The organism is Paenibacillus arenilitoris (assembly GCF_014705655.1).
Taxonomy (GTDB): domain Bacteria; phylum Bacillota; class Bacilli; order Paenibacillales; family Paenibacillaceae; genus Pristimantibacillus; species Pristimantibacillus arenilitoris.
In genome coordinates, this window is the sequence record NZ_JACXIY010000007.1 from 65881 (window position 1) to 86045 (window position 20165).

At 60.0% G+C, this 20165-nt stretch carries 16 protein-coding genes; 14 read left to right on the plus strand and 2 right to left on the minus strand.

Going from position 1 to position 20165, the window contains the following annotated elements; all coding sequences use genetic code 11:
- Positions 1-5 precede the first annotated feature (5 nt).
- The 4 genes from IDH41_RS05595 to IDH41_RS05610 all read left to right on the plus strand — a co-directional run bounded on the left by IDH41_RS05595 (position 6) and on the right by IDH41_RS05610 (position 3716).
- The gene (locus IDH41_RS05595; protein ID WP_190859061.1) at positions 6-1283 is read left to right on the plus strand and encodes an adenylosuccinate synthase; all 1278 of its coding nucleotides are present in this window, start codon (positions 6-8) and stop codon (positions 1281-1283) included.
- 134 nt (positions 1284-1417) lie between these two features.
- Positions 1418-2344, plus strand: coding sequence for a ribokinase (gene rbsK / locus IDH41_RS05600; protein WP_190859063.1), 927 nt, complete (start codon positions 1418-1420; stop codon positions 2342-2344).
- 78 nt (positions 2345-2422) lie between these two features.
- Positions 2423-3139 (plus strand): MBL fold metallo-hydrolase, encoded by a 717-nt coding sequence (locus IDH41_RS05605; protein ID WP_190859064.1) that lies wholly within the window; start codon positions 2423-2425, stop codon positions 3137-3139.
- Between the two features lie 13 nt (positions 3140-3152).
- A complete protein-coding gene (locus IDH41_RS05610; protein WP_190859066.1) occupies positions 3153-3716 on the plus strand; it encodes a TetR/AcrR family transcriptional regulator in 564 nt (187 codons plus the stop codon).
- 82 nt (positions 3717-3798) lie between these two features.
- Here the strand turns inward: IDH41_RS05610 and IDH41_RS05615 are convergent, their stop codons facing one another.
- Entirely contained in the window at positions 3799-4692 is an 894-nt protein-coding gene (locus IDH41_RS05615; RefSeq protein ID WP_190859068.1) for an ROK family protein, read from the minus strand.
- A 245-nt stretch (positions 4693-4937) separates the two neighbouring features.
- Here IDH41_RS05615 and IDH41_RS05620 point away from each other — a divergent pair, with 245 nt between their 5' ends.
- The 9 genes from IDH41_RS05620 to IDH41_RS05660 all read left to right on the plus strand — a co-directional run bounded on the left by IDH41_RS05620 (position 4938) and on the right by IDH41_RS05660 (position 17226).
- A complete protein-coding gene (locus tag IDH41_RS05620; protein ID WP_190859069.1) occupies positions 4938-6182 on the plus strand; it encodes an MFS transporter in 1245 nt (414 codons plus the stop codon).
- A gap of 87 nt (positions 6183-6269) precedes the next feature.
- Positions 6270-6932 (plus strand): hypothetical protein, encoded by a 663-nt coding sequence (locus IDH41_RS05625; protein WP_190859071.1) that lies wholly within the window; start codon positions 6270-6272, stop codon positions 6930-6932.
- Positions 6933-7426: 494 nt separating this feature from the next.
- A complete protein-coding gene (locus tag IDH41_RS05630) occupies positions 7427-8725 on the plus strand; it encodes an ABC transporter substrate-binding protein (RefSeq protein ID WP_190859073.1) in 1299 nt (432 codons plus the stop codon).
- 123 nt (positions 8726-8848) lie between these two features.
- Positions 8849-9745, plus strand: a complete 897-nt coding sequence (locus IDH41_RS05635) for a carbohydrate ABC transporter permease (RefSeq protein WP_190859075.1) — start codon at positions 8849-8851, stop codon at positions 9743-9745.
- Complete coding sequence (locus IDH41_RS05640; RefSeq protein ID WP_190859077.1) at positions 9746-10579, plus strand: carbohydrate ABC transporter permease; 834 nt, start codon at positions 9746-9748, stop codon at positions 10577-10579.
- Positions 10580-10655: 76 nt separating this feature from the next.
- Entirely contained in the window at positions 10656-12410 is a 1755-nt protein-coding gene (locus IDH41_RS05645) for a family 43 glycosylhydrolase (RefSeq protein ID WP_223829470.1), read from the plus strand.
- 35 nt (positions 12411-12445) lie between these two features.
- Positions 12446-13762 carry an ABC transporter substrate-binding protein gene (locus tag IDH41_RS05650; RefSeq protein WP_190859079.1) on the plus strand — a complete coding sequence of 439 codons (1317 nt, stop codon included), beginning with the start codon at positions 12446-12448 and terminating at the stop codon, positions 13760-13762.
- Between the two features lie 10 nt (positions 13763-13772).
- A complete protein-coding gene (locus IDH41_RS05655) occupies positions 13773-15596 on the plus strand; it encodes a sensor histidine kinase (protein WP_190859081.1) in 1824 nt (607 codons plus the stop codon).
- The gene (locus tag IDH41_RS05660; protein ID WP_190859082.1) at positions 15589-17226 is read left to right on the plus strand and encodes a response regulator; all 1638 of its coding nucleotides are present in this window, start codon (positions 15589-15591) and stop codon (positions 17224-17226) included. The genes IDH41_RS05655 and IDH41_RS05660 overlap by 8 nt, the downstream gene beginning before the upstream one ends.
- Here IDH41_RS05660 and IDH41_RS05665 read toward each other — a convergent pair.
- Positions 17220-18119, minus strand: coding sequence for an ArsR/SmtB family transcription factor (locus IDH41_RS05665; RefSeq protein WP_190859084.1), 900 nt, complete (start codon positions 18117-18119; stop codon positions 17220-17222). The two genes, IDH41_RS05660 and IDH41_RS05665, sit on opposite strands and share 7 nt — an antisense overlap.
- Before the next feature lie 275 nt (positions 18120-18394).
- On the opposite strand from IDH41_RS05665, the gene IDH41_RS05670 reads away from it, so the two are divergent.
- Positions 18395-20149 carry a glycoside hydrolase family 2 protein gene (locus IDH41_RS05670; RefSeq protein ID WP_190859085.1) on the plus strand — a complete coding sequence of 585 codons (1755 nt, stop codon included), beginning with the start codon at positions 18395-18397 and terminating at the stop codon, positions 20147-20149.
- Positions 20150-20165: the final 16 nt, after the last annotated feature.

The following is a 20165-nucleotide window of genomic DNA, read 5'->3' on the forward strand; positions in this document are numbered from 1 at the left end:
CAGGGATGACGGTAACGGCAATCGTAGGAGCGAATTGGGGAGACGAAGGAAAAGGCAAAATGACAGATGCGCTGGCGGCGAAGTCCGCCTATGTCGCGAGATTTCAGGGCGGGAGCAACGCGGGCCATACGATCGTGAACGATTACGGGAAATTCGCGCTGCATATGCTGCCGTCCGGGGTGTTTCATCCGGACGTCACGAACGTGATCGGGCCGGGGGCGGCGCTCGATATCGACGTCTTGCTGCGGGAACTGGAGCAATTGGCCGCAAGCGGCGTGCCGAAGCCGAAGCTGCTTGTCTCCGAACGGGCGCAGGTCGTGCTCCCGTTCCACTGGCTGCTCGACGGGCTGGAGGAAGACCGGCTCGGAGAGCGCGGCTTCGGGTCGACGAGGCGGGGAATCGCCCCCTTCTACGCCGATAAGCACGCGAAGCTTGGCATTCAGGCGGCGGACCTGTACGAGCCGGAGCTGCTGCGGCAGAAGCTGGAGCAATCGCTGGCGGCCAAAAACATGCTGCTCGAGCATCTGTACGGGCATCCGCCGATCGAGGCGCGGACGCTGCTTCCGCCGCTGCTGGAACAGGCCGAGAGGCTGCGCCCTTACGTATGCGACACGAGCCGGCTGCTGCACGACGCGCACCGCGCGGGCGAGAGCATCCTGCTGGAGGGGCAGCTCGGCGCGCTGCGAGACCCGGATCACGGCATTTATCCGTATTCGACTTCTTCGTCGACGCTGGCCGGTTTCGCCCCCGTCGGAGCAGGCGTGCCGCCTTACGCGATCACGCGGATTATCGCCGTCGTCAAGGCGTATTCCAGCTGCGTCGGAGCGGGTCCGTTCGTAACCGAGCTGCATGGCGCGGAAGGGGAGGAGCTGAGACGCCGCGGCGGCGACGCCGGCGAGTTCGGCGCGACGACGGGACGGCCGCGGCGCGTAGGCTGGTTCGACGCGCCGGCCACCCGTTACGGCTGCATGCTGCAGGGCGCGACGGAGATCGCGCTGACGAATTTGGACGTGCTCGGCTATTTGGACGAGATTCCGGTATGCGCCGCCTACGAGCGGGACGGGGAGACGCTGCGGACGTTCCCGGCAACGGCGAAGCTGGTCGGGGCGAAGCCGGTGCTGCGCCGGCTGCCGGGCTGGGGCCGCGACCTGTCGGGGGTCCGCCGGTTCGAGGATCTGCCTGCCGCGGCGAAGAGGTACGTCGATTTTATCGAGGAGGCGGCGGGGGTTAAAGTGGCGAGCGTGTCCGTGGGGCCGCGGCGGGAGCAGCTGATCATGCGCTGACGCCCGGCACGCGCGAACACCTTGAACGCGGCTTCGCAGCCGATAATAAAAGCGGTAATCATGTAAGCCTGTCCTCCTTCTGATAAAATGGAAGCGATAGTTACCCTCTAACGAACCGAAAGGAATGAAGCCTTATGCCAAAACTGCTCGTCATCGGAAGCATCAATATGGATATCGTCAATAACGTCAAGCGGTTTCCGCTGCCCGGAGAGACGATTCACAGCTCCGGCACGGCCTTCTTCCCGGGAGGGAAGGGCGCGAACCAGGCGGTGGCCGCCGCCAGATCGGGCGGCGACGTCGTCATGATCGGCGCCGTAGGCGATGATCCTTTTGCCGATACGCTCGTCGCCTCCCTGCAAGCTGACGGCATCGATACAAAACATGTCATTCGTAAGGAAGGGACCTCGGGTTTCGCGGTTATTACGGTAAACGACGAAGGAGAGAACAACATTATTTTATCGGAGGGCGCGAACGGCAGGCTGACGGCGGGCAATACCGCCGGGGCGGCGGGATCCGTGTCCGATGTCTATGCCGTGCTGCTGCAGAACGAAATCCCCTGGGAGACGACGGGCGCGGCAATCGAGCACGCAAGCAAGAGCGGCGTGCGCGTATTCGTCAATCCGGCGCCGGCCAAGCGCTTGCCGGATGCGATGTTCCCGCTGATCGACACGCTCATTATGAACGAAACCGAAGCGGCGGCCGTGACCGGCCTGGCGGTAACCGGCGTAGAGTCGGCCCGGGCGGCCGCCGCCTGGGCGATCGGCCGGGGAACGGAGAGCGTCATCGTGACGTTGGGCGACCAAGGCAGCGTCTACGCGAGCGCGCAGGGCGATGGGATCGTCATGCCCGCCTTTCGCGTGAAGCCGGTCGATACGACCGCGGCGGGCGACACGTTCATCGGCGCGTACGCCGCGGCCTCCGCGAACGGGCTCGAAACCGAACAGGCGCTTCGCTTCGCCGCGTCCGCCGCCGCGCTTGCCGTTACGAAGCCGGGTGCGCAGGCTTCGATCCCATCCCTGGAGGAAATTAACGATTTTCTCCGCGAGCGGCAACAAAATTGAAAAAAGGGCTTGCAAAAACTAATATCATTAGTTTATTATAAAACTAATGATATTAGTTTATTTGAGGAGGCCGCCCTAATGAGATTCGTACGGGAGAAAACGATTGTGCAGCTTACGTATTTGCCGAATTTGTTTCCGGTGAATTGTTATTTGGTCGAGGAAGAGGACGGATTGACGCTGGTGGACGCCGCGCTGCCGAACAACGCGAAGGCGATCATGGAGGCCGCCGGGCGAATCGGCAAGCCGATCGCGCGCATCGTGCTGACGCATGCCCACGGCGACCATATCGGCGCTTTGGACGGCTTGAAGAGGATGAACCCCTCGGCGCAGGTGTTCATCTCGGCCAGGGACGCGCGCCTGCTGTCGGGCGACCTGTCGCTTGTCGAAGGCGAACCGGATACGCCGATCCGCGGCGGCGTGCCGAAGGCGGGCGCGATCCGGACGAAGCCGGATGTGCTGCTGCAGGACGGCGACCGGATCGGCTCTCTGCTGGCGGTTGCCGCTCCGGGCCATACGCCGGGCTCGATGGCGTTCCTCGATACGAGAACCGACGCCCTTATAGCCGGAGACGCGTTTCAGACCCGCCCCGGCGTAGCCGTCACCGGACAGATGAAGCTGCTGTTCCCGTTTCCGGCGATGGCGACTTGGGATAAGAGGACAGGTCTGCAATCCGCACGCCGGCTCAGAGACTTGAACCCGTCGCTGCTGGCCGCGGGACACGGCAGCATGGTGAAGCAGCCGGGCCGGGCCGTCGACGGGGCTATCGCGGCGGCCGAACGCGCGTTGGGCGAATAAGGGGGCCATCGTCATGTCGCCGAGAAAAGGACTGGATATGCCGACCATCGTGGAGGCCGCCGCTCAAATCGCCGACGAATCCGGCATTGAAGAGGTTACGCTCGCCTCGCTCGCCCAGAAGCTCGGCATTCGCTCGCCGTCGTTATACAATCACGTGAACGGGCTGGGCGGCCTGCGGGCGCAGCTCGCCCTGCACGGCTTGAAGAAGCTGACGGAAGCGTTAACCGTGGCGGTCGAAGGCAGGGAGGGCGACGAGCGGATGCACGCGCTCGCGGCGGCCTATATGACGTTCGCCAGGACGCATCCCGGGCTGTACGAGCTGACCTTGCGCGCGCCGGGCGAGGACGACGCCGAACATTCGGCCGCCGCGGCCGAGCTTCTCGAGCTGCTCGTGCAGGCGCTGGCCTTCTACGAGCTGGACCGCGAGAAGTCGATCCATATCGTCAGAGGCTTTCGCAGCTACTTGCACGGCTTCGCGTCGATCGAGCGGCAGGGCGGCTTCGGCTTGCCGCAGTCGGTCGACGAGAGCATCAAGCTGGTGCTGCAAACGTATTTAGCCGGACTTCGCCAATTATAAGGACGGGCACAGTAGAAAAAAAGAGAAGAGCAGCGTCTCCGGCGGGGGAGGCTGCTCTTCTTGCTTTTACGTATAGTCGATTTTACGTATAGTCGACCTGAATCAGCGCGGCCGCGCCGATCAGCCCGGCATCCTGCTGCAGTCTTGCCGGCACGATAGCCGTCTCGCGGCCCGACGGGTTCAGCGCGTTCTCGGATACGTATTGCCGGACGGCGGAGAAGAGAGGCTCCCCGACTTGCGACACGCCGCCGCCGATGACGATTTTGGACGGATCGAGCACGTTGATGAGCGAGACGCAGCCCATCCCGATATAACGGAACACCCGGGCAACCAGCTCGGACATTTGCGGGTCGCCCTGCGCCGCCAGCTCGAACGCTTCCTTGGAGGAAACGTCGCGGCCGAGCAGCTCGGACGCCTGACGGGTAACGGCCGTGCCGGACGCCACCGTCTCCCAAGGGGTGCCGGACGGATCGACGATCAAGAAGCCCGCATCCCCGGCGTTGCCGGTCGAGCCGGTAATGAGCCTTCCATGCGAATAAATGCCGGCGCCGATGCCGGTGCTTATCGTAATGAATATGAAGTGCTCGTCTTCCCGCGCGGCCCCGATCCACTTCTCGGCGAGCGCCGCCGCGGTCGCGTCGTTCTCCATCCGGATCGGAAGAGGCAGATGCTTCCCGAGCGACTCCACGACCGGAAAGCCCCACCAGCTCTTCAGGTTGGGCGGGCAGGTCAGCTTGCCGCCCCGCGTGTCGAGCGGGCCCGGCGCGCCGATCCCGATCCCTTTCATCGCCTCGAGCGCAAGCCCGTTCTGCTCCGCAAGCTGCTTCACCGCGCCGGCGATCCGCTCCGTCATGACGTCCGGGGTTACCGCCAGATCGGTCTGGAGCGAGCCTTTGGCCAGCACCTCTCCTTGTTCGTTTACGAATCCGTAGGCGACCTTCGTGCCGCCGATGTCAATTCCTACCGCTATGCTCACGCAATACCCTCCATTTTATAGCTGCAAACGCCAGTTTCGTTCGAAAAAAAGTCTATCACAATCGCGCCGGATAAGGAAGCGCGCGGCGCCCTTGCACAGCCGGCAATTGTCTCGAATCTCATACTGTACAAATAACCGGGGATGTAGTAATATCCTATCGAATGTATCGATCGAAAGAGGATCCCCTGCCTTGCAGAGGATCCTCTCCTCGTGTTCGAACGCTTAGGAGAAGAAGGTAGAAACCGATGATAGAGCCCGATGGAAAGGCCAGCCCGCGAAGCGTCAAGCTCGGCATGCCGATGACCGCGGACGTATGGAGAAACGCCCGCATCGATCTGGGCGCCTCCTGTTTGTTCAGCTTATTCAATGTCGTTATGAACCAGTTCTACATCGCGTTCGCGATTCAGCAGGGGGCGAGCAACTTCCAGGTCGGCATACTGGCGGCGGCTCCCGCGGTCGGTCTGTTGTTCTCGCCGTTCTGGGCGGCCTGGATCGAGAAGGCGGCCAGCCCGCGGCCGTTCGTCATTGTGCCGAACGCTGCCGGCAGGCTGCTCCTGCTGCTGCCGGCCTTGTTCGCCAATCCGTCCGTTTACGTCGCCGCCGCGCTGCTCTTCCAGCTCCTGATGGGCATTCAGGCTCCGGCTTATGCCGCGCTCGTGTCGCGCATGTACCCGGCCGACCTGAGGGGCAGGCTCATGGGCTACGTCCGGATGGCAATGGGCGTCATCATGATTCCGCTCGCCTATGTCGTCGGCAGCTGGGCGGAAGCTCTCGGCCCGTCGGGGCCGCTGATCGCCGCCGCGATTACGGGCCTCCTGTCGATCGGCTTGTTCGGCACGCTCAAGCTGCCGGACCAAGCCGTCCCGGCGAAGCCGAGCCCGATCAGGAAGGGGAGCCGGTTCCCGCTGCAGGAGCAGTGGAAGCTGGTCAAGGAGAACCGGACGCTGGCCGTGTTTCTCGCCGCGACGACGTTCTCGGGCTTCGGCAATATGCTGGCGGTCCCGCTCTATCAAATTATTCAGGTCGACGTGCTGGAGCTGTCCAACATCCAGATCGGCTTCGCCCGCGTCGCTTACTTTACGGCGCTGCTGCTCACCTTCCTGATCGCGGGCTGGATGATCGACCGGATCGACATCAACTATACGCTCGTGGTCGGCATCGCGGCCTATGCCGTCGTCCCGATGCTGTACGGACTGTGGGGAAGCTACGCGGCGGTCATTATGGGCAACGCGATTCAAGGGATCGGGGAAGCGATTTGGGATATCGGCATCCTGGCCTTCGTGTTCCGGCTCGCGCCGGGACGGGAGGCGATGGTGTTCGGGCTTCACCTGATGCTCTTCGGCGTCCGCGGAACGGTCGGGCCGCTCCTCAGCTCGTCGCTGTCGTCAAGCGTATCGTTATCCGTATTGCTCATTTTCGCTTCGATATGCGGCTGGATCGGTACGCTTCTGTTCGTCTCCGGCAACTGGAAGCGGAGGGCGCAGGGCTAGCGGCCGTTCATCTATCGTTCATCATGCTGTGCTAGAATGCCTTATCGCCGATTGCGAGACAGATAGAAGGCATAGGAGTTGAAGGCTATGAACAAATGGAAAATGGCGCTGGGCGCGGCCGTTATGACGGCGCTGCTCGCCGGATGCGGCGCGCAAGGCGAGCAGTCCGGGGCGGAAGCGCTGCAAGGGCAGCAGGGCGGAGAAACAAGCGGCGCGCAGCAACAAGGTAACGGGGGCGGGCAGCCAAGCGGCGGAGGCGCGCTGCAGATGGGCGCGCCGGCCGATCTGATGGGCAAGGTGAAATCGGTCGACGGCCAGACGATCACGCTGTACCAATCGGCCATGCCGATGGGGCAGGGCAATCGGCCCGAAGGCGGGCAGATGCCGGAAGTCGGCGAGCGGCCCGATCCGCCGGCCGAGGACGGCGCGGCGGCGGAAGGCGGAGGGCCGTCCGCGGACGGCGAAGCCGCGCCGCCCGGAGGCGGAGGCCGCATGAGCATGGAAGAGATGTTCACCGAGGAGACGGTCGAAGTGACGGTGACGGAGGCGACGAACATCGTATCGGTGACGTTCGAGAACGAGCAGATGGTCGAGAAGGAGCTGACGCTTGCCGATCTGAAGGCGGACGACATATTGTCGATCGCGCTGAAGGACGAAACGCAGGACGCGGAGACCATCACGGTTCGCACGGGCGGATTCGGGAGAGGCGGAAGGCCTGTTGGCGAGCGGAATGCGGACGCCGCTGAGTAGTCTGCCGAATCAAACAGGAAATGGCGCTGCCAGGGGACGGTCCCCTGGCAGCGCCATTTCCTGTTTCTGGCCGATGGCGGCCCGTCTGGAATCCCAAACTGCTCTGCACATGATTTTAATTCAAATATTGAAACTAAGCGCGAAGGAAGGGATCAATCAAGGGTTTTAGTTTCAAATTTTGAAACTATATCGGTTACCAGCAGTAGGAAAAGCTCGAATGGATCCGTTTAATTTCAAATTCTGAATTAAGCTCGGGAGAGAATTGGCTTACTTACAATATAGTTTCAAATTTTGATATAAACCTTGCATTCGCGAGGTGAAATGCCCTTGAAGAAGATTCGGCAGCCTGCCCATCCATTAAGAGATATCCCCCCACCCAAAAATATGTCCACATCATCTATAAATGCGGCATATGACCGGCCGCGTCGTCCGTTTATGATGGGAGCGAGGAAGACGAAGCGTCTGTCCGACATCATTTTTAGGGGGATTACACAATGAATAAAGCGCGCACGAAACTATCAACGCTGCTGCTCGCCGTCACGGGCGCCGCGGTGGTCTTGGCCGGCTGCGGCGGCGGCAACGGCGGCAACGACGCAGGCGGGCAGCCCGCTGGCGGCGACACCGGCGCAAGCGGCGGCGGCAAAAAGACGGAAATTTTGTTCTGGTCGCCGTTCTCCGGCTCCGACGGGCCGTTCATGAAGAAGATCGTCGACAAGTACAACAGCTCGCAGGACCAATATAAGGTCAATTTCGTCATCCAACCGAACGGCGAATACTATAAGCAGCTCGACGTGGCGCTCAGCTCCGGCAAGGAAAGTCCGGACCTCATGATCATGCACGTCGACCAAGTGCCTACCTACGCCAGCAAGGATCAGCTCCAGCCGGTCGACGACATGGCGTCGGCGGCGGGCATCGACAAGGCCGACTTCGCGGAGGCGCCTGTCGACTATTCGACGCTTGACGGCAAGTGGTACACGATCCCGCTCGATATTCATCCGCTCGTCATGTACTACAACAAGGATCTGTTCGAGCAAGCCGGCATTGCGGCCGCTCCGACGAACCGCGCGGAATTCGACGATGCCGTGCTGAAGCTCACCGACAAGAGCAAAGGAGTATACGGCTACGTCGTGCCGACGCTGTGGCCGCAGCAGTTCATCTTCCCGACGCTGGTGTGGCAGAACGGCGGCGAGCTGTGGAACGGCACGGACGTCGCGTACAACTCGCAGGAGGCGGTAGAGATGGTGCAGTGGCTGCGCGGCATGATCGACAGCGGCGTTTCTCCGGCGAACGTGCAGCAGGACGGCGAGAACACGTTGTTCCTGCAGGGCAAGAACGCGATCCAATTCAACGGTCCGTGGATGAAATCGCAGTTCGACGAAGCGGGCCTCAACTACGGCGTGGCGCCGGTGCCGCAAATCGGCAAAGCGAAGCAAGCGGTGTTCGCGGGCTCGCACGGCTTCGTCGTGCCAAAAAGCGTAACCGACGAGGCCGTAACGGCCGGCATCGGCGACTTCCTGAAATACGTCTCGACCAATTCGATGGACTGGGCGGAGTCCGGCCAGGCGCTTGCCTCGAAGCCGATGATCGAAAGCGCGGAATTCAAAGCGCTCGAGTTCCAAAGCAGCGTGGCGTCCGCTTTCTCGTACGTGCAATTCGCGCCGAACGTGCTGAACTGGGGAACGATCTCCGAGCCGATCTGGGGCGAGCTGAACAGCGCGCTGCTCGGCAAGAAGGACGCGCAGAAGGCGCTCGACGACGCAGCGGCCAAATCGCAGCAGGCGCTTAAGAAATAACGCCGCGCAAGCGGCGGAAGGAAGGAGGAAGACGGGAGCGCGCCTTGGTTCTCTCCCGTCTTCTTTCTTTATGAATCGCACGCCGGCGCATCTTATTTTTGCATCAGCCAGGGGGGAAGCCGCATGAAAAGCACAGCCGTATCGCGTTTCACTTCGTTTTTGTTCATACTGCCGTATTTGGCGGCCTTTTGCGTTTTTCTGTTATTCCCGATTTTGTACGGGGTGTTTATCAGTCTGCATAATTTCGAGCTGCTGTCGACCGAGCATGAATTCGTCGGGCTCGCCAACTATATCGAAATTTTTACGCCGGGCACCTATTTGAGCGACATCTTCTTCCGCGGGCTGTGGGTAACGGTGCAGTTCGTTCTCTATTCCGTGCCGCTGCTCATCGTCGTCGGCCTCGCGCTCGCGATGCTCGTCAATGCGCTGCCGGGCAAGCTCCGCGGCCTGTTCCGTACGTTTTACTTTTTGCCGTATGCCTTATCGGCATCGGTCATGTCGGTCATCTGGCTCATGATGTTCGACACGAACGCCGGTTTTTTGAACAGCCTGCTCATGAAGCTGGGCATCGCGAACGTTCCATGGCTGACCGATACGCCGTGGGCGTGGATCTCCTTGATCATCACGACGCTGTGGTGGACGATCGGCTTCAACATGATAATATTCATCAACGCCTTGAACGAAGTGCCCGAGGACTACTACGAAGCCGCTTCGATAGACGGAGCGAACGCCTGGCATAAGTTTACGAACATTACGCTGCCGTCGATCCGTCCGGTCATGCTGTTCATCATGATTACGTCGACGATCGCTTCCTTTAATATTTTCGCCCAGCCGTTCCTGCTGACGCGCGGCGGCCCGGGAGACGCGACGAAGGTGCTGCTCATCAACGTGCTGGACCAAGCGTTCATCCGCAAGGAAATAGGCTCGGCCTCCGCCATGGCGATCGTGATGGCGCTGCTCATCATCGTCATTTCGATCGTGCAGTTCAAGCTGACAAGCGGAAGAAAGGGGAACGCGTAAATGGCAAAACAGAAAAAGCTTCTGCTCGTATTATTGGCCATTGCCGTCGCGATTTTTTTCGTGCTGCCGCTCGTATGGATGCTCTCGACCGCGTTCAAAAACGATTTTGAAGCGTTGTCGGGCAAAATGAATTTCTTCCCGCTGAAGCCGACGCTTGATAATTTCGTGCAGGGCATAAACGGCGACCTGATGAACGTGCCGATCGTCCGGTGGATTGCGAATTCGCTTTCCGTCGGCGTTATCGGCACGGCCGTCGTTTTGATCATCGACTCAATGGCCGCTTACGCGCTCGCAAGGCTTCACGATCTGCCGCTCCGCCGGACGATGCTGTCCGTGTTCATCGCGTCGCTCATGATTCCGGGCGTGCTCACCTTCCTGCCGATGTACATGGAATTCAACGCGCTCGGCCTTATCAATACGTATGCCGCGTTAATTTTGCCGGCGACGGCCGGGGCGTTCGGGGTGTTCCTGCTCTACCAATTTTTCGCCTCGTTTCCGAAAGAGATCGAGGAGGCCGCCCGCATCGACGGCGCGAACAAATGGCAGATCTATGCTCGCATCCTGCTTCCGTCCGCCGTGTCGATCATGGTGACGCTAGCCATCTTTACGTTCATGGGCATTTACAACGATTTCGTGTGGCCGCTGTACGCGACGACCTCGCCGGAGATGCGCACCATTACGGCCGGCATCGCGATGATGGCGACGGGAAGCTATACGCAAAGCTACGGGAAGCTGATGGCGATGACGACGATCGCCGCGCTGCCGGTCGTGCTCGTGTTCATTATCGGCCAGCGCTCGTTCGTCAAGGCGATTACGCAATCCGCCGTCAAATAGTAAGAAGGCGAAGAGACCGCGCCGCAGGAGGTCTCTTTTGCGCACATCATACGCATTCGCGCTTGGAGGCATTGGAATGACGAAAGCACGCAAAGGAACGGTCCGATTTGCAACGCTGCTTGCAGCCGCTATTATTATAATGATGGGGGGATGGGCATTGTATCAATGGAACGATGAGAAACAGGGGCAGCCTGCGGCGGCTTACAACGGCCATGGCGGCACGTTTAAAAATACGCTCGCGGAAATCGATACGCCGGATCCGAGCATTGTCTACAAAGACGGCTTCTATTATATGACCTTTACGCATCACGGCGCCGACGTCATGGTTATGAAATCGCGGACGCTGGACTTTCGCCAAGCCGAGCGCAAGGTCGTCTGGTATCCGCCTGTCGGCACGATGTATTCCGCAAGCTTGTGGGCGCCGGAAATCCAGTACGTGCAGGGCAAGTGGTATATTTATTTCGCCGCCGACGACGGCGTGAACGAGAATCACAGGATGTACGCCTTGGAAGCCGCGACGGACGATCCGATGGGCGAGTACGTTTTTAAAGGGCAAGTGACGGACGAGACGAACAAATGGGCGATCGACGGACTTGTGCTTGAGCACGAGGAAAAGCTCTATTTCGTCTGGTCCGGCTGGGAAGGAGACGTGAACGTGCAGCAGAACACGTACATCGCCCCGATGAGCAACCCGTATACGATCAGCGGGCCGCGCGTGCTGCTGAACGAGCCGGACCTCGATTGGGAGCGGGCGGGCGGCCCGCCGTATATTAATGAAGGGCAAGCGATTCTGAAGAAGGACGGGCGCGTCTTCCTCGCGTACTCCGGCGCCGGAAGCTGGACGCCGTTCTACAGCATCGGCCTGCTCGCGCTCGAGGCGGGCGCCGATCCGCTGGACGCTTCCAAGTGGAGGAAGACCGAGCAGCCGCTTATGCGGATGGACGCGGAGGCCGGCGTATACGGTCCCGGCCACAACACGTTCGTCTCCTCGCCGGACGGCACGGAGGATTGGATCGTCTACCATGCGACGAGCGGCGAATTCGACGGCTGGAACAACCGGAAGGCGCGCGCGCAGCGGATCGAATGGGACGAGAACGGAATGCCGGCGTTCGGCAGTCCGTTATCGGTAAGCGCGGCCATCGAAGTGCCGTCGGGCTCCGGGGTATTCAAGGCCGAGCACGCCGTTCGGTCGGACGGCGAGGTCCGATTCGTCGGGCTTCCTTCCGCGGTCGATACGACGATATCCGTGCTGCTTCATTATAATAACGACGGCGATGCGGCCGTTAATGGGGAGCTTCGGGTCGGCGACGCGGAAGCCTCCGCGATCTCGCTTCCTCCCATGAAGGACGGCGAGACGGGCTACGTCTACGTCAGGGTTCCGCTGCAAGCGGGGCAAAATACGATCAGCCTGTCGGGCGACGGCGCTCAGCGCGTATCGGCGATCGAGCTGGTCCGCTACGAGGCGGAATACGCGCATATCGGCGGTGATAGCGAAATGCAGGAAAATCCGTTTGCGTCCGGCGGGAGAACGGCAGCGATCGGACAGGGACCGGAAGAGGCGCTCCGGTTCGATCATATACAGGTTCCCCGCGGCGGCGACTATGCCGTCCATTTGGCGGTCGCGAACGCGTCCGGGCAAGAGGCGGAGCTGTCCTTGACGGTTAACGGCGGAAGCGTCAAGAAGGTGAAGATCCCTGCCGGAGAACGAAGCTCGTTCGCCGAGACGACGGTAGCGGTCAAGCTGAAGGCGGGAGCCAATTCGATCGCGATCGGACAAGCGGAGGCGCGGTTCGACATCGATTACTTGGATATTGGCGCCGAATCGAAATAAGGATTCGGAATTGACAACGACGGAGGCTGCGGAAGATGAAAAACGGATGTTGGAGCAAACGGATCGTCATTTGCGCGCTCATTGGCCTCCTGACCGCGGCGACGACTGGCTGCTCCTCCGGCGAGGAGACGGCGGCGGACGACAAGCCGCCCGGCGGCCGGGAGCGAAGCGCCGCCGTGCGGCTGGAGTACTGGACGCCGTTCAGCGGCGGCGACAATCAATTCATGACGGAGATGGTGAATCGGTTCAACCGGGAGAATCCCGACATCGAGGTCGTGCAGGTGAATGCCCGGCTGGACGATTATTACTCGCGGCTGCGGACGGCCATTCTATCCGGCAATGCGCCCGAGCTTGCGATCTTGCATCAGACCAGCCTGCCGCAGTTCGTGCAGAACGGATATATCGAAAAGCTCGAAGAGCCCGCGCGGCAAGTCGGCTTGGACTGGTCGGGCTTCAACGCGAACATTCTCGATTCGACCGTCTACGACGGGGAGCATTACGCCGTTCCGCTCGATACGCATACGCTCGTCATGTATTACAACAAATCGTATTTGCGGGCGGCCGGCGTGCTTGACGGGGCGGAGAGGCCAATCGTCGGGCAAGGGGCGGCGGATTTCGAAGCGTTCCTCGGAAAGCTCAAAGCCGCGGTGCCCGCGGACGTCGCGCCAATGGCGCAGCCAAGCACCCGGATCGACGCGGTATGGCTGTGGTGGAGCCTTTACAATCAAATGAAGGGCGGAGGCGCGTTCTATAACGAAGACGCCAGCGAGGCGGTATTCGACAATCCGCAGGCGCTTCAGGCGCTTCGGTTCGTGCACGGTCTGTATAAGAGCCGGCTTATTCCGCCGGACATCAACGACGCGTTCAAGCTGTTCTACGACGGCAAAGCCGCCGTGCTCATAACAGGCGTATGGGGGACGGGCGCGTTCGAGAAGGCGGAGAATCTTGATTTCGGCGTCGTCTCGATGCCGGTGCTGTACGATCATCCCGCGGTATGGGGAGATTCCCATACGCTCGCCATTCCGACGAAGCATACGCTGACGGAGGAACAGAAGCGGGCGGCGCTCACGTTCATGAAGTGGTGCGCCGAGCACGGCGCCATGTGGGCGGAAGCGGGTCATGTGCCGAGCATGACGAGCGTCGTGAAGAGCGAGCCGTTCACCAGCCTTAACTACAGGAGCGAATACGCGGCTTCGGCCAACTACGTCGCGTATTGGCCGCGCCATGTGAGGCAGTGGTCGATCGTCGAAGTGCTTATTCAAGAATTCGAGAAACTCAATTATGGCCAGCAGACGCCGGAGCAGGCGCTTGCGAATGCCGTGAAGCGGGTAGGCAACGAGCTAAGGAAGTAAGGGGAGCATCATGAAGCGGATACGGGCATTGATTTGGTGGTTTCGGAATCAGGAGCTTGCGCGCAAGCTCATCATCATTAATTTCATCCTCATCGTGCTGCCGCTGTGCGTCATGGGCTATTTCGCGTTCTCCCGTTTCGCGGCGACGCTCGAGAAGAAGGTCGGCGACTATCAGCTTCAGACGATGAAGCAGCTGACCTTGCATTTGGACACCTACATGTCCGAATTGGACCGGCTGACGCTGATGCCGTATCAATACGAGCCGATCATCGCCTTCCTGGAGAGCAATCGCGAGCAGGGGCAGCCGCTCACGCTGGAGGAAATCAAGCAGCTGAACGCCTTCGTGTCGCAGGTGTTCCTCAACGGGCGGATCGATATTATGGGCGTATCGCTGTTCGGGGAGAGAGGCGCGTCCTACGTGGTGCTGCCCGAGAGCCAGTACGTCACGACCTACCGCCTCGACGAGAACGCGGGGTGGCTGAAGAACGAGCAGATTCGTTACGGCCAGTCGATCTTCATCCCGACGCACGACATTGCGTCGACGAGCGGCACGGTCTATCCCGTCTTCTCGGTCGCCCGCGAGCTGCGGAGCTTCGACAGCGGCAAGAAGCTCGGCTATATCGTCATCGACGTCGATCCGAAGGTGATCCACCGGATTTTGTCGCAGGTGACGCTCGGCAGCAGGGAATCGCTCTACCTCGCCGATCGGACCGGCGGCACGGTCGTCGGCAAGGACGGCAGCGCGCCGCTGCGGGACGCGGCTTCCTTGCCTGGAGAGGAAGAGCCCGAAGGAGTGACGCACGCGATGGCAGACGGCGAGCGGCTGCTCGTCGCCCATGTGACGTCTCCGGTCACGAACTGGATGACGGTGGGCGTCGTCCCCGTATCGGAGCTAATGAAGGATACGATTCTGATTCGGAATTCGATCATGCTGTTGGGCATTTTATGCGTCGGCCTCGCCATGATGATGTGCGTGTTTCTCGCGTTTCGGATCACGCAGCCGCTGCGCGGGCTGATCAAGCTGATGCGCAAGGTGGAGCGGGGCGACTTGATGGTCTCCTTCCCGGTTAAGCAGTGGGACGAGATCGGTCATTTGGGCAAGGCGTTCAATACGATGGTGTCGAAGCTGAGCGAGCTCGGCTATTTGCTCTACGAGACCGAAATCCGCGAGAAGGACGCCCAGATCGCCGCCCTGCAGAGCAAGATCAATCCGCATTTTCTATACAATACGCTTGGTTCGATCAGCATGTATGCCGAGGTCGAGGGCAACCGGGAGGTCGTGAAGATGACCAATCATCTGAGCAGGCTGCTAAGGTACAGCTTAAGCGGCCGCAAGGAGCGGGTCAGCCTCGCGAGCGAGCTGGAACACGTCAAGGGGTACATGGCGATTCAGCAGATGAGGTACGAGGATAGGATAGACTTCAGTCTGGAGCATGACGAGGCGTCGCTTGCCTGCGCGGTTATCCCGCTCATCATTCAGCCCATCGTGGAGAACGCCATCAATCACGGCATCGACAAGGGGACCGGGAACGGCATGATCCGGCTTGCGTGCAGGATAGATCAAGGCGCGCTGCTGATCGTCGTCGAGGACGACGGGATCGGCATGACGGAGGAGCAGCTGAACGAAATCCGAACCCGCCTGAGGCATGCGAAGGATGTCGGAGGCCGGAGCGGCAACGGCTTGCTCAACGTGCACAGGCGCATCGTGCTGCATTTCGGCGAGTCGTACGGCTTGACGCTTGCGAGCATGCCTTATCGCGGGCTCAAAGTGACGATGGCTCTGCCGGCGTTAACGGATAAGCATTACTTGGAAGGGGGAAGCCAGCATGCCTAGCATTGTCATCGTGGACGACGAGTCGATTTTTCGCAAAGGGCTGCGCAAGATGATCGGCGAGCTCGATCCGGATTGGGAGGTCGCCGGGGAAGCAAGGGACGGCTGCGAAGCGCTGCAATTGATCGAGGAGCTTAGGCCTGACGCCCTGCTTACCGACATTCGCATGCCGAGAATGGACGGCATCCAGCTTCAGCAGATCATTCGCGAGCGCTTCCCCGCTACGCTGTGCGTCGTCGTAAGCGGCTTCGACGATTTTGCGTACGTCCAGCAGTCGATGCGACAAGGCGCCAAGGACTATATGATGAAGCCGATCGAGCGGGAAGAGCTGGCGAAAGTGCTGAAGCTGCTGAAAGAGAAGCTGCGGTCGCAGCAGGCGGCCGCTGTTCCCAAATCGCACCGAGAGGCGCATCAGATCAGGCAGCATGTGAGCGAGCATCTCGTAACGGGCTTGCTGCGCGGCAGCGTGAGCGAAGACGACTTGGACCTGCTTCGGCGAATCGGCGTCGACTTCAGGCTGCCTTACTTCGTCTGCATGGTCGTTAAGCTCGACAAAAGCTCGGTCGGCAGCGAACGCTACAATAAAGCCGATCCGTCCTTGTTTCAATTGTATATTCAGCAATTGGTGCAGGAGGTGATCGGCCGCAGGGCGAACGGCTTCTGCTTCGTGCTGTCGGACACGGAGGTCGTTGCGCTGCTCAACGTGGCGGATCGGGAACGGGCGATGCAGGGCGTGCTCGAGATCGGCGAGACGATCCGCCGGCAGATTACGTCCTTGTCGAGCATGACGGTGACAATCGGCGTCGGCCGGCCGGCGGAAGGCGTCCGAGCCGTCGCGAATTCGTTCAACGAGGCGGAGATTGCGCTGCTTCACCGGCTGATCGCCGGCGGCGACAAGGTGCTCGTATACGGCGAGACGAAGCAGGGGGAACAGGTGTTCGGCGAGACGGGGACAATGATGATGGAGCGGCTTGAGCAGGCGATCAGCGAAGGGACGCGCGAGCAGGTTGCGAGAGCCGCCGAAGCATACGTAAGCGAGCTTTGCGCCAAGGCGGGGACGCCGGAGGCCGTCCATCAGCAGCTGTGCAAGCTGTTGATCCGTTATTATGAATGGGCCGGCAAGCTTGGCGTGACGAAGCGGTGGCTCGGGACGAAGGATATGAAGGCGGTCCTGTTCCATATTTGCTCGATTTCCTCGCGCGAGGAGCTGATGGAAGCGTGCGGGAAGCTGCTCGCCGACCTGTCCGCATGCATGGGGAGCGGCGCCGCGCAGCAGGCGGACGACCCGATCGAGCGGTCGCTCCGCTACATCGAGCAGAACTACAACAAGTCGCTGACGCTGAAGGAGGTTGCGGATTACGTCTACTTGAACGCCGCTTACTTCAGCACGTTATTCAAACAGCGCACGGGCAAATCGTTCGTGGAGCGGCTTACCGAGCTCCGGATTGTGGAGGCGAAGCGGAAGATGGCGCATTCCGACCATAAGATCGCAGTCATCGCGGAGCATACCGGCTTCGCGAACATCCGGCATTTCAACCGGGTATTCAAGAACGAAACCGGGATGTCGCCGAAGGAATACCGCGACCGGATGCACGGCCGGCAGGAGAGGACGGGCGAAGACCGGCTTCAATAGCCGACGTAGACGAGGATGTCCTGGTCGTAGTTGCCGAACTGCCTGCCGAACATGCTCAGCCCGCCGCTGTGGGTAGCGGTCTCGGGGGCGCTGATGCGGAACCGGATATCCTCGCCGTAGCCGATCGCCAGGTCCTGGACCGTCACGTCCGACATCCGGATGCCGTCGATGTAGGAGCCGTCCGCATCGACGGTTATTTGCTTCAGGAGGCCGTGCTGCGTCCCGAGCCCCCACCATGCGGGCGTGTAGACGCCCTTCACGGCGCCGAAATCGCCGGGGCATGTCCATACGCCGAGGCATATGTCGTTCATGTAGAACGACAGGTCGGAGGGCCAATTCTCGTTGTACTTCGGAGCTTCCGAGCAGATCTCCAGCGAGATGGCGATGCTGCGCGCGCGCTGCCGGCCGACGAGATAGTTCGGGACCCGGTATTCGATGTAGCCGCTGCCGAACCAGAGATGGCAAGCCTTCACGTGCTCGGGGTCGGAGAAGTAGCGGGGATCGTCCACCATGCCGATAATGCGCGTGTCGGAGGATAGGCCGCAGGTCGGCTTGACCTCGTAGGCGGAATATTGCCCGATCGGAATCGATACCGCGTAGCGGTTCTGGTCGGCCTTCGCCTTCGCTTTGAACTGCAGCGTCGCCGACTCCAGCGTCAGATGGCATATTTTCTGGCGGCCCCTCGTGCTCGGGACGCTCTCGGTCGTGACGATGAGCGCTTCCTCCAGCTTCTGGACATGCTTCGTCACGATGGCCGACGAGATGCCGAGCGCCTCCGCCAAGTCTTTAATATTCATGGGGCGGACATTCAGCAGCTCGATAATCTTCACCCTCGTATCCGAAGCAAAGCATTCCAGAAATTTCAAATTACTGCTATTTACCTCGATGTTCATGCCGTTATCCTCATTCCGCTCTAGATTCTGCCGTTTACTCTCGTCTATTATATAGCTTTAAAGTTAATTATACAACTTTAAAGTTGACTAATGGGAAGGTTTCCATTAGCATGTAACTGAATGGTATATTTCATGAAAATATAAGAATTTATAAGTTTTGCACTTATAATTGGCTTATATTTCATCGCGAAACGAGCTTATGCCGCCAAAGGACGGCGTCAGCGGTTTACACTAGTTATACATTAATTTTCAAATTAACAAAAAGGACGATGACGATGACGACACAATTGCGGGCCGATTATCCGCGCCCCCAGCATGCAAGGCAGCAGTGGATCAATTTGAACGGCGAATGGGCATTCGAGTTTGACGACGAGCATGCGGGCCGCAGGGAGAAGTGGCAGCTCGGACAGAAGGCGTTCTCGAAGCGCATTCAGGTTCCGTTCGCGTTCCAAAGCGAGCTGAGCGGCATTCACGATCCGGATTTCCACGATGTCGTATGGTACGCCAGGAATTTGGACCTACCGGAATCTTTCGCGGGCAAAAGGATTCTGCTCCACTTCGGGGCCGTCGATTACGAGGCGACCGTATGGGTGAACGGGCAGCAGGTCGCATATCATGAAGGCGGCCATACGCCGTTCCATGCCGACATTACCGATGCGCTGACGGACGGCGGGAACACGCTTGTCGTGCAAGCGGTCGACTACAGCAAGGACGTGACGCTGCCCCGCGGCAAGCAGTATTGGCTGCATGATTCCGCGAGCATTTTCTATACGCGCACGACGGGAATTTGGCAGACGGTATGGATGGAGGCGGTCGCTCCCGTCCACCTGGAGAAGGTGAAGTTCACCCCGCGCATCGATACGAACGAGATCGAGATCGAATATTTCGTGCAAGGAGACGTAAGCGAAGGCATCGAGCTGCAGGCGGACATTTCGTTCGAGGGGAAGCCGGTGGCAAGCGACACGTATACGATTCGCTCCAATCGGGAGAAGCGGACGATCGGACTGCATGATTTCAACGATCACGGGCTGGGCCGCTGGTGGTCGCCCGAGAAACCGAATTTGTACGACGCGACGTTCACGGTGAAGCAAGGCGGCGAGAAGGTGGACGAAGTCGTGAGCTACTTCGGCATGCGCAAAATTTCGATCGAAGACGGCAAGCTCAGCTTGAACAACCGGCCGTATCAAATGAAGCTCGTGCTCGACCAGGGCTATTTCCCGGACGGCAATCTGACGCCGCCGAGCGACGACGCCATCCGCAGGGACGTGGAGCTGACGAAGGAAATGGGCTTCAACGGCGCCCGCAAGCATCAGAAAATCGAGGATCCGCGCTATTTGTACTGGTGCGACAAGCTGGGTCTGCTCGTATGGGGCGAAGCGGCGAACGCGTACCAGTATTCGAACGAGTACGTCCGCAAGTTCACGAAGGAATGGCAGGAAGCGATCGAACGCGATTACAACCATCCGAGCATCGTGGTATGGGTGCCGATCAACGAGAGCTGGGGCGTGCCGAACATTCTGATCGATAAGCAGCAGCAGCTTCATGCGCTGACGATGTATTACTTGACGAAGTCGCTCGATCCGACAAGGCCGGTCATATCCAACGACGGCTGGGAAATGACCGACACGGATCTGTACAACATCCACGATTACGAATGGCGCGAGGAAGTGCTGGCCGAGCGTTACGCGAGCATCGAGTCTTCGATCGCGGCAAGGCCGGCGAATCGCGAGCTGTCCGTAGGCGGCTTCGCCTATGGCGGACAGCCGATTCTCGTGACGGAATTCGGCGGAATCGCCTACAAGAAGAGCGAGTGGGAAGGCTGGGGCTACTCCGGCGCAAACAGCGACGAAGAATTCATCGCGAAGCTGGAGGCGGTCGTGAGGCCGATCCGCACCTCCAAAGCGGTGCAGGGCTACTGCTATACGCAGCTTACCGACGTCGAGCAGGAAATTAACGGACTGCTCACCTACGACCGGAAGCCGAAGGTTCCGCTCGAGCTGATCCGCGCTATTAATGAAGGGAAAAAATAAGCAAAAAGGACAAGCG

Excerpts from the sequence above, each read along its gene's own strand:
- IDH41_RS05595 (WP_190859061.1), top strand. The coding sequence starts at position 6 with ATGACGGTAACGGCAATCGTAGGAGCGAATTGGGGAGACGAAGGAAAA.
- rbsK (WP_190859063.1), top strand. The coding sequence starts at position 1,418 with ATGCCAAAACTGCTCGTCATCGGAAGCATCAATATGGATATCGTCAAT.
- IDH41_RS05605 (WP_190859064.1), top strand. The coding sequence starts at position 2,423 with ATGAGATTCGTACGGGAGAAAACGATTGTGCAGCTTACGTATTTGCCG.
- IDH41_RS05610 (WP_190859066.1), top strand. The coding sequence starts at position 3,153 with ATGTCGCCGAGAAAAGGACTGGATATGCCGACCATCGTGGAGGCCGCC.
- IDH41_RS05620 (WP_190859069.1), top strand. The coding sequence starts at position 4,938 with ATGATAGAGCCCGATGGAAAGGCCAGCCCGCGAAGCGTCAAGCTCGGC.
- IDH41_RS05625 (WP_190859071.1), top strand. The coding sequence starts at position 6,270 with ATGAACAAATGGAAAATGGCGCTGGGCGCGGCCGTTATGACGGCGCTG.
- IDH41_RS05630 (WP_190859073.1), top strand. The coding sequence starts at position 7,427 with ATGAATAAAGCGCGCACGAAACTATCAACGCTGCTGCTCGCCGTCACG.
- IDH41_RS05635 (WP_190859075.1), top strand. The coding sequence starts at position 8,849 with ATGAAAAGCACAGCCGTATCGCGTTTCACTTCGTTTTTGTTCATACTG.
- IDH41_RS05640 (WP_190859077.1), top strand. The coding sequence starts at position 9,746 with ATGGCAAAACAGAAAAAGCTTCTGCTCGTATTATTGGCCATTGCCGTC.
- IDH41_RS05645 (WP_223829470.1), top strand. The coding sequence starts at position 10,656 with ATGACGAAAGCACGCAAAGGAACGGTCCGATTTGCAACGCTGCTTGCA.
- IDH41_RS05650 (WP_190859079.1), top strand. The coding sequence starts at position 12,446 with ATGAAAAACGGATGTTGGAGCAAACGGATCGTCATTTGCGCGCTCATT.
- IDH41_RS05655 (WP_190859081.1), top strand. The coding sequence starts at position 13,773 with ATGAAGCGGATACGGGCATTGATTTGGTGGTTTCGGAATCAGGAGCTT.
- IDH41_RS05660 (WP_190859082.1), top strand. The coding sequence starts at position 15,589 with ATGCCTAGCATTGTCATCGTGGACGACGAGTCGATTTTTCGCAAAGGG.
- IDH41_RS05665 (WP_190859084.1), bottom strand. The coding sequence starts at position 18,119 with ATGAACATCGAGGTAAATAGCAGTAATTTGAAATTTCTGGAATGCTTT.
- IDH41_RS05670 (WP_190859085.1), top strand. The coding sequence starts at position 18,395 with ATGACGACACAATTGCGGGCCGATTATCCGCGCCCCCAGCATGCAAGG.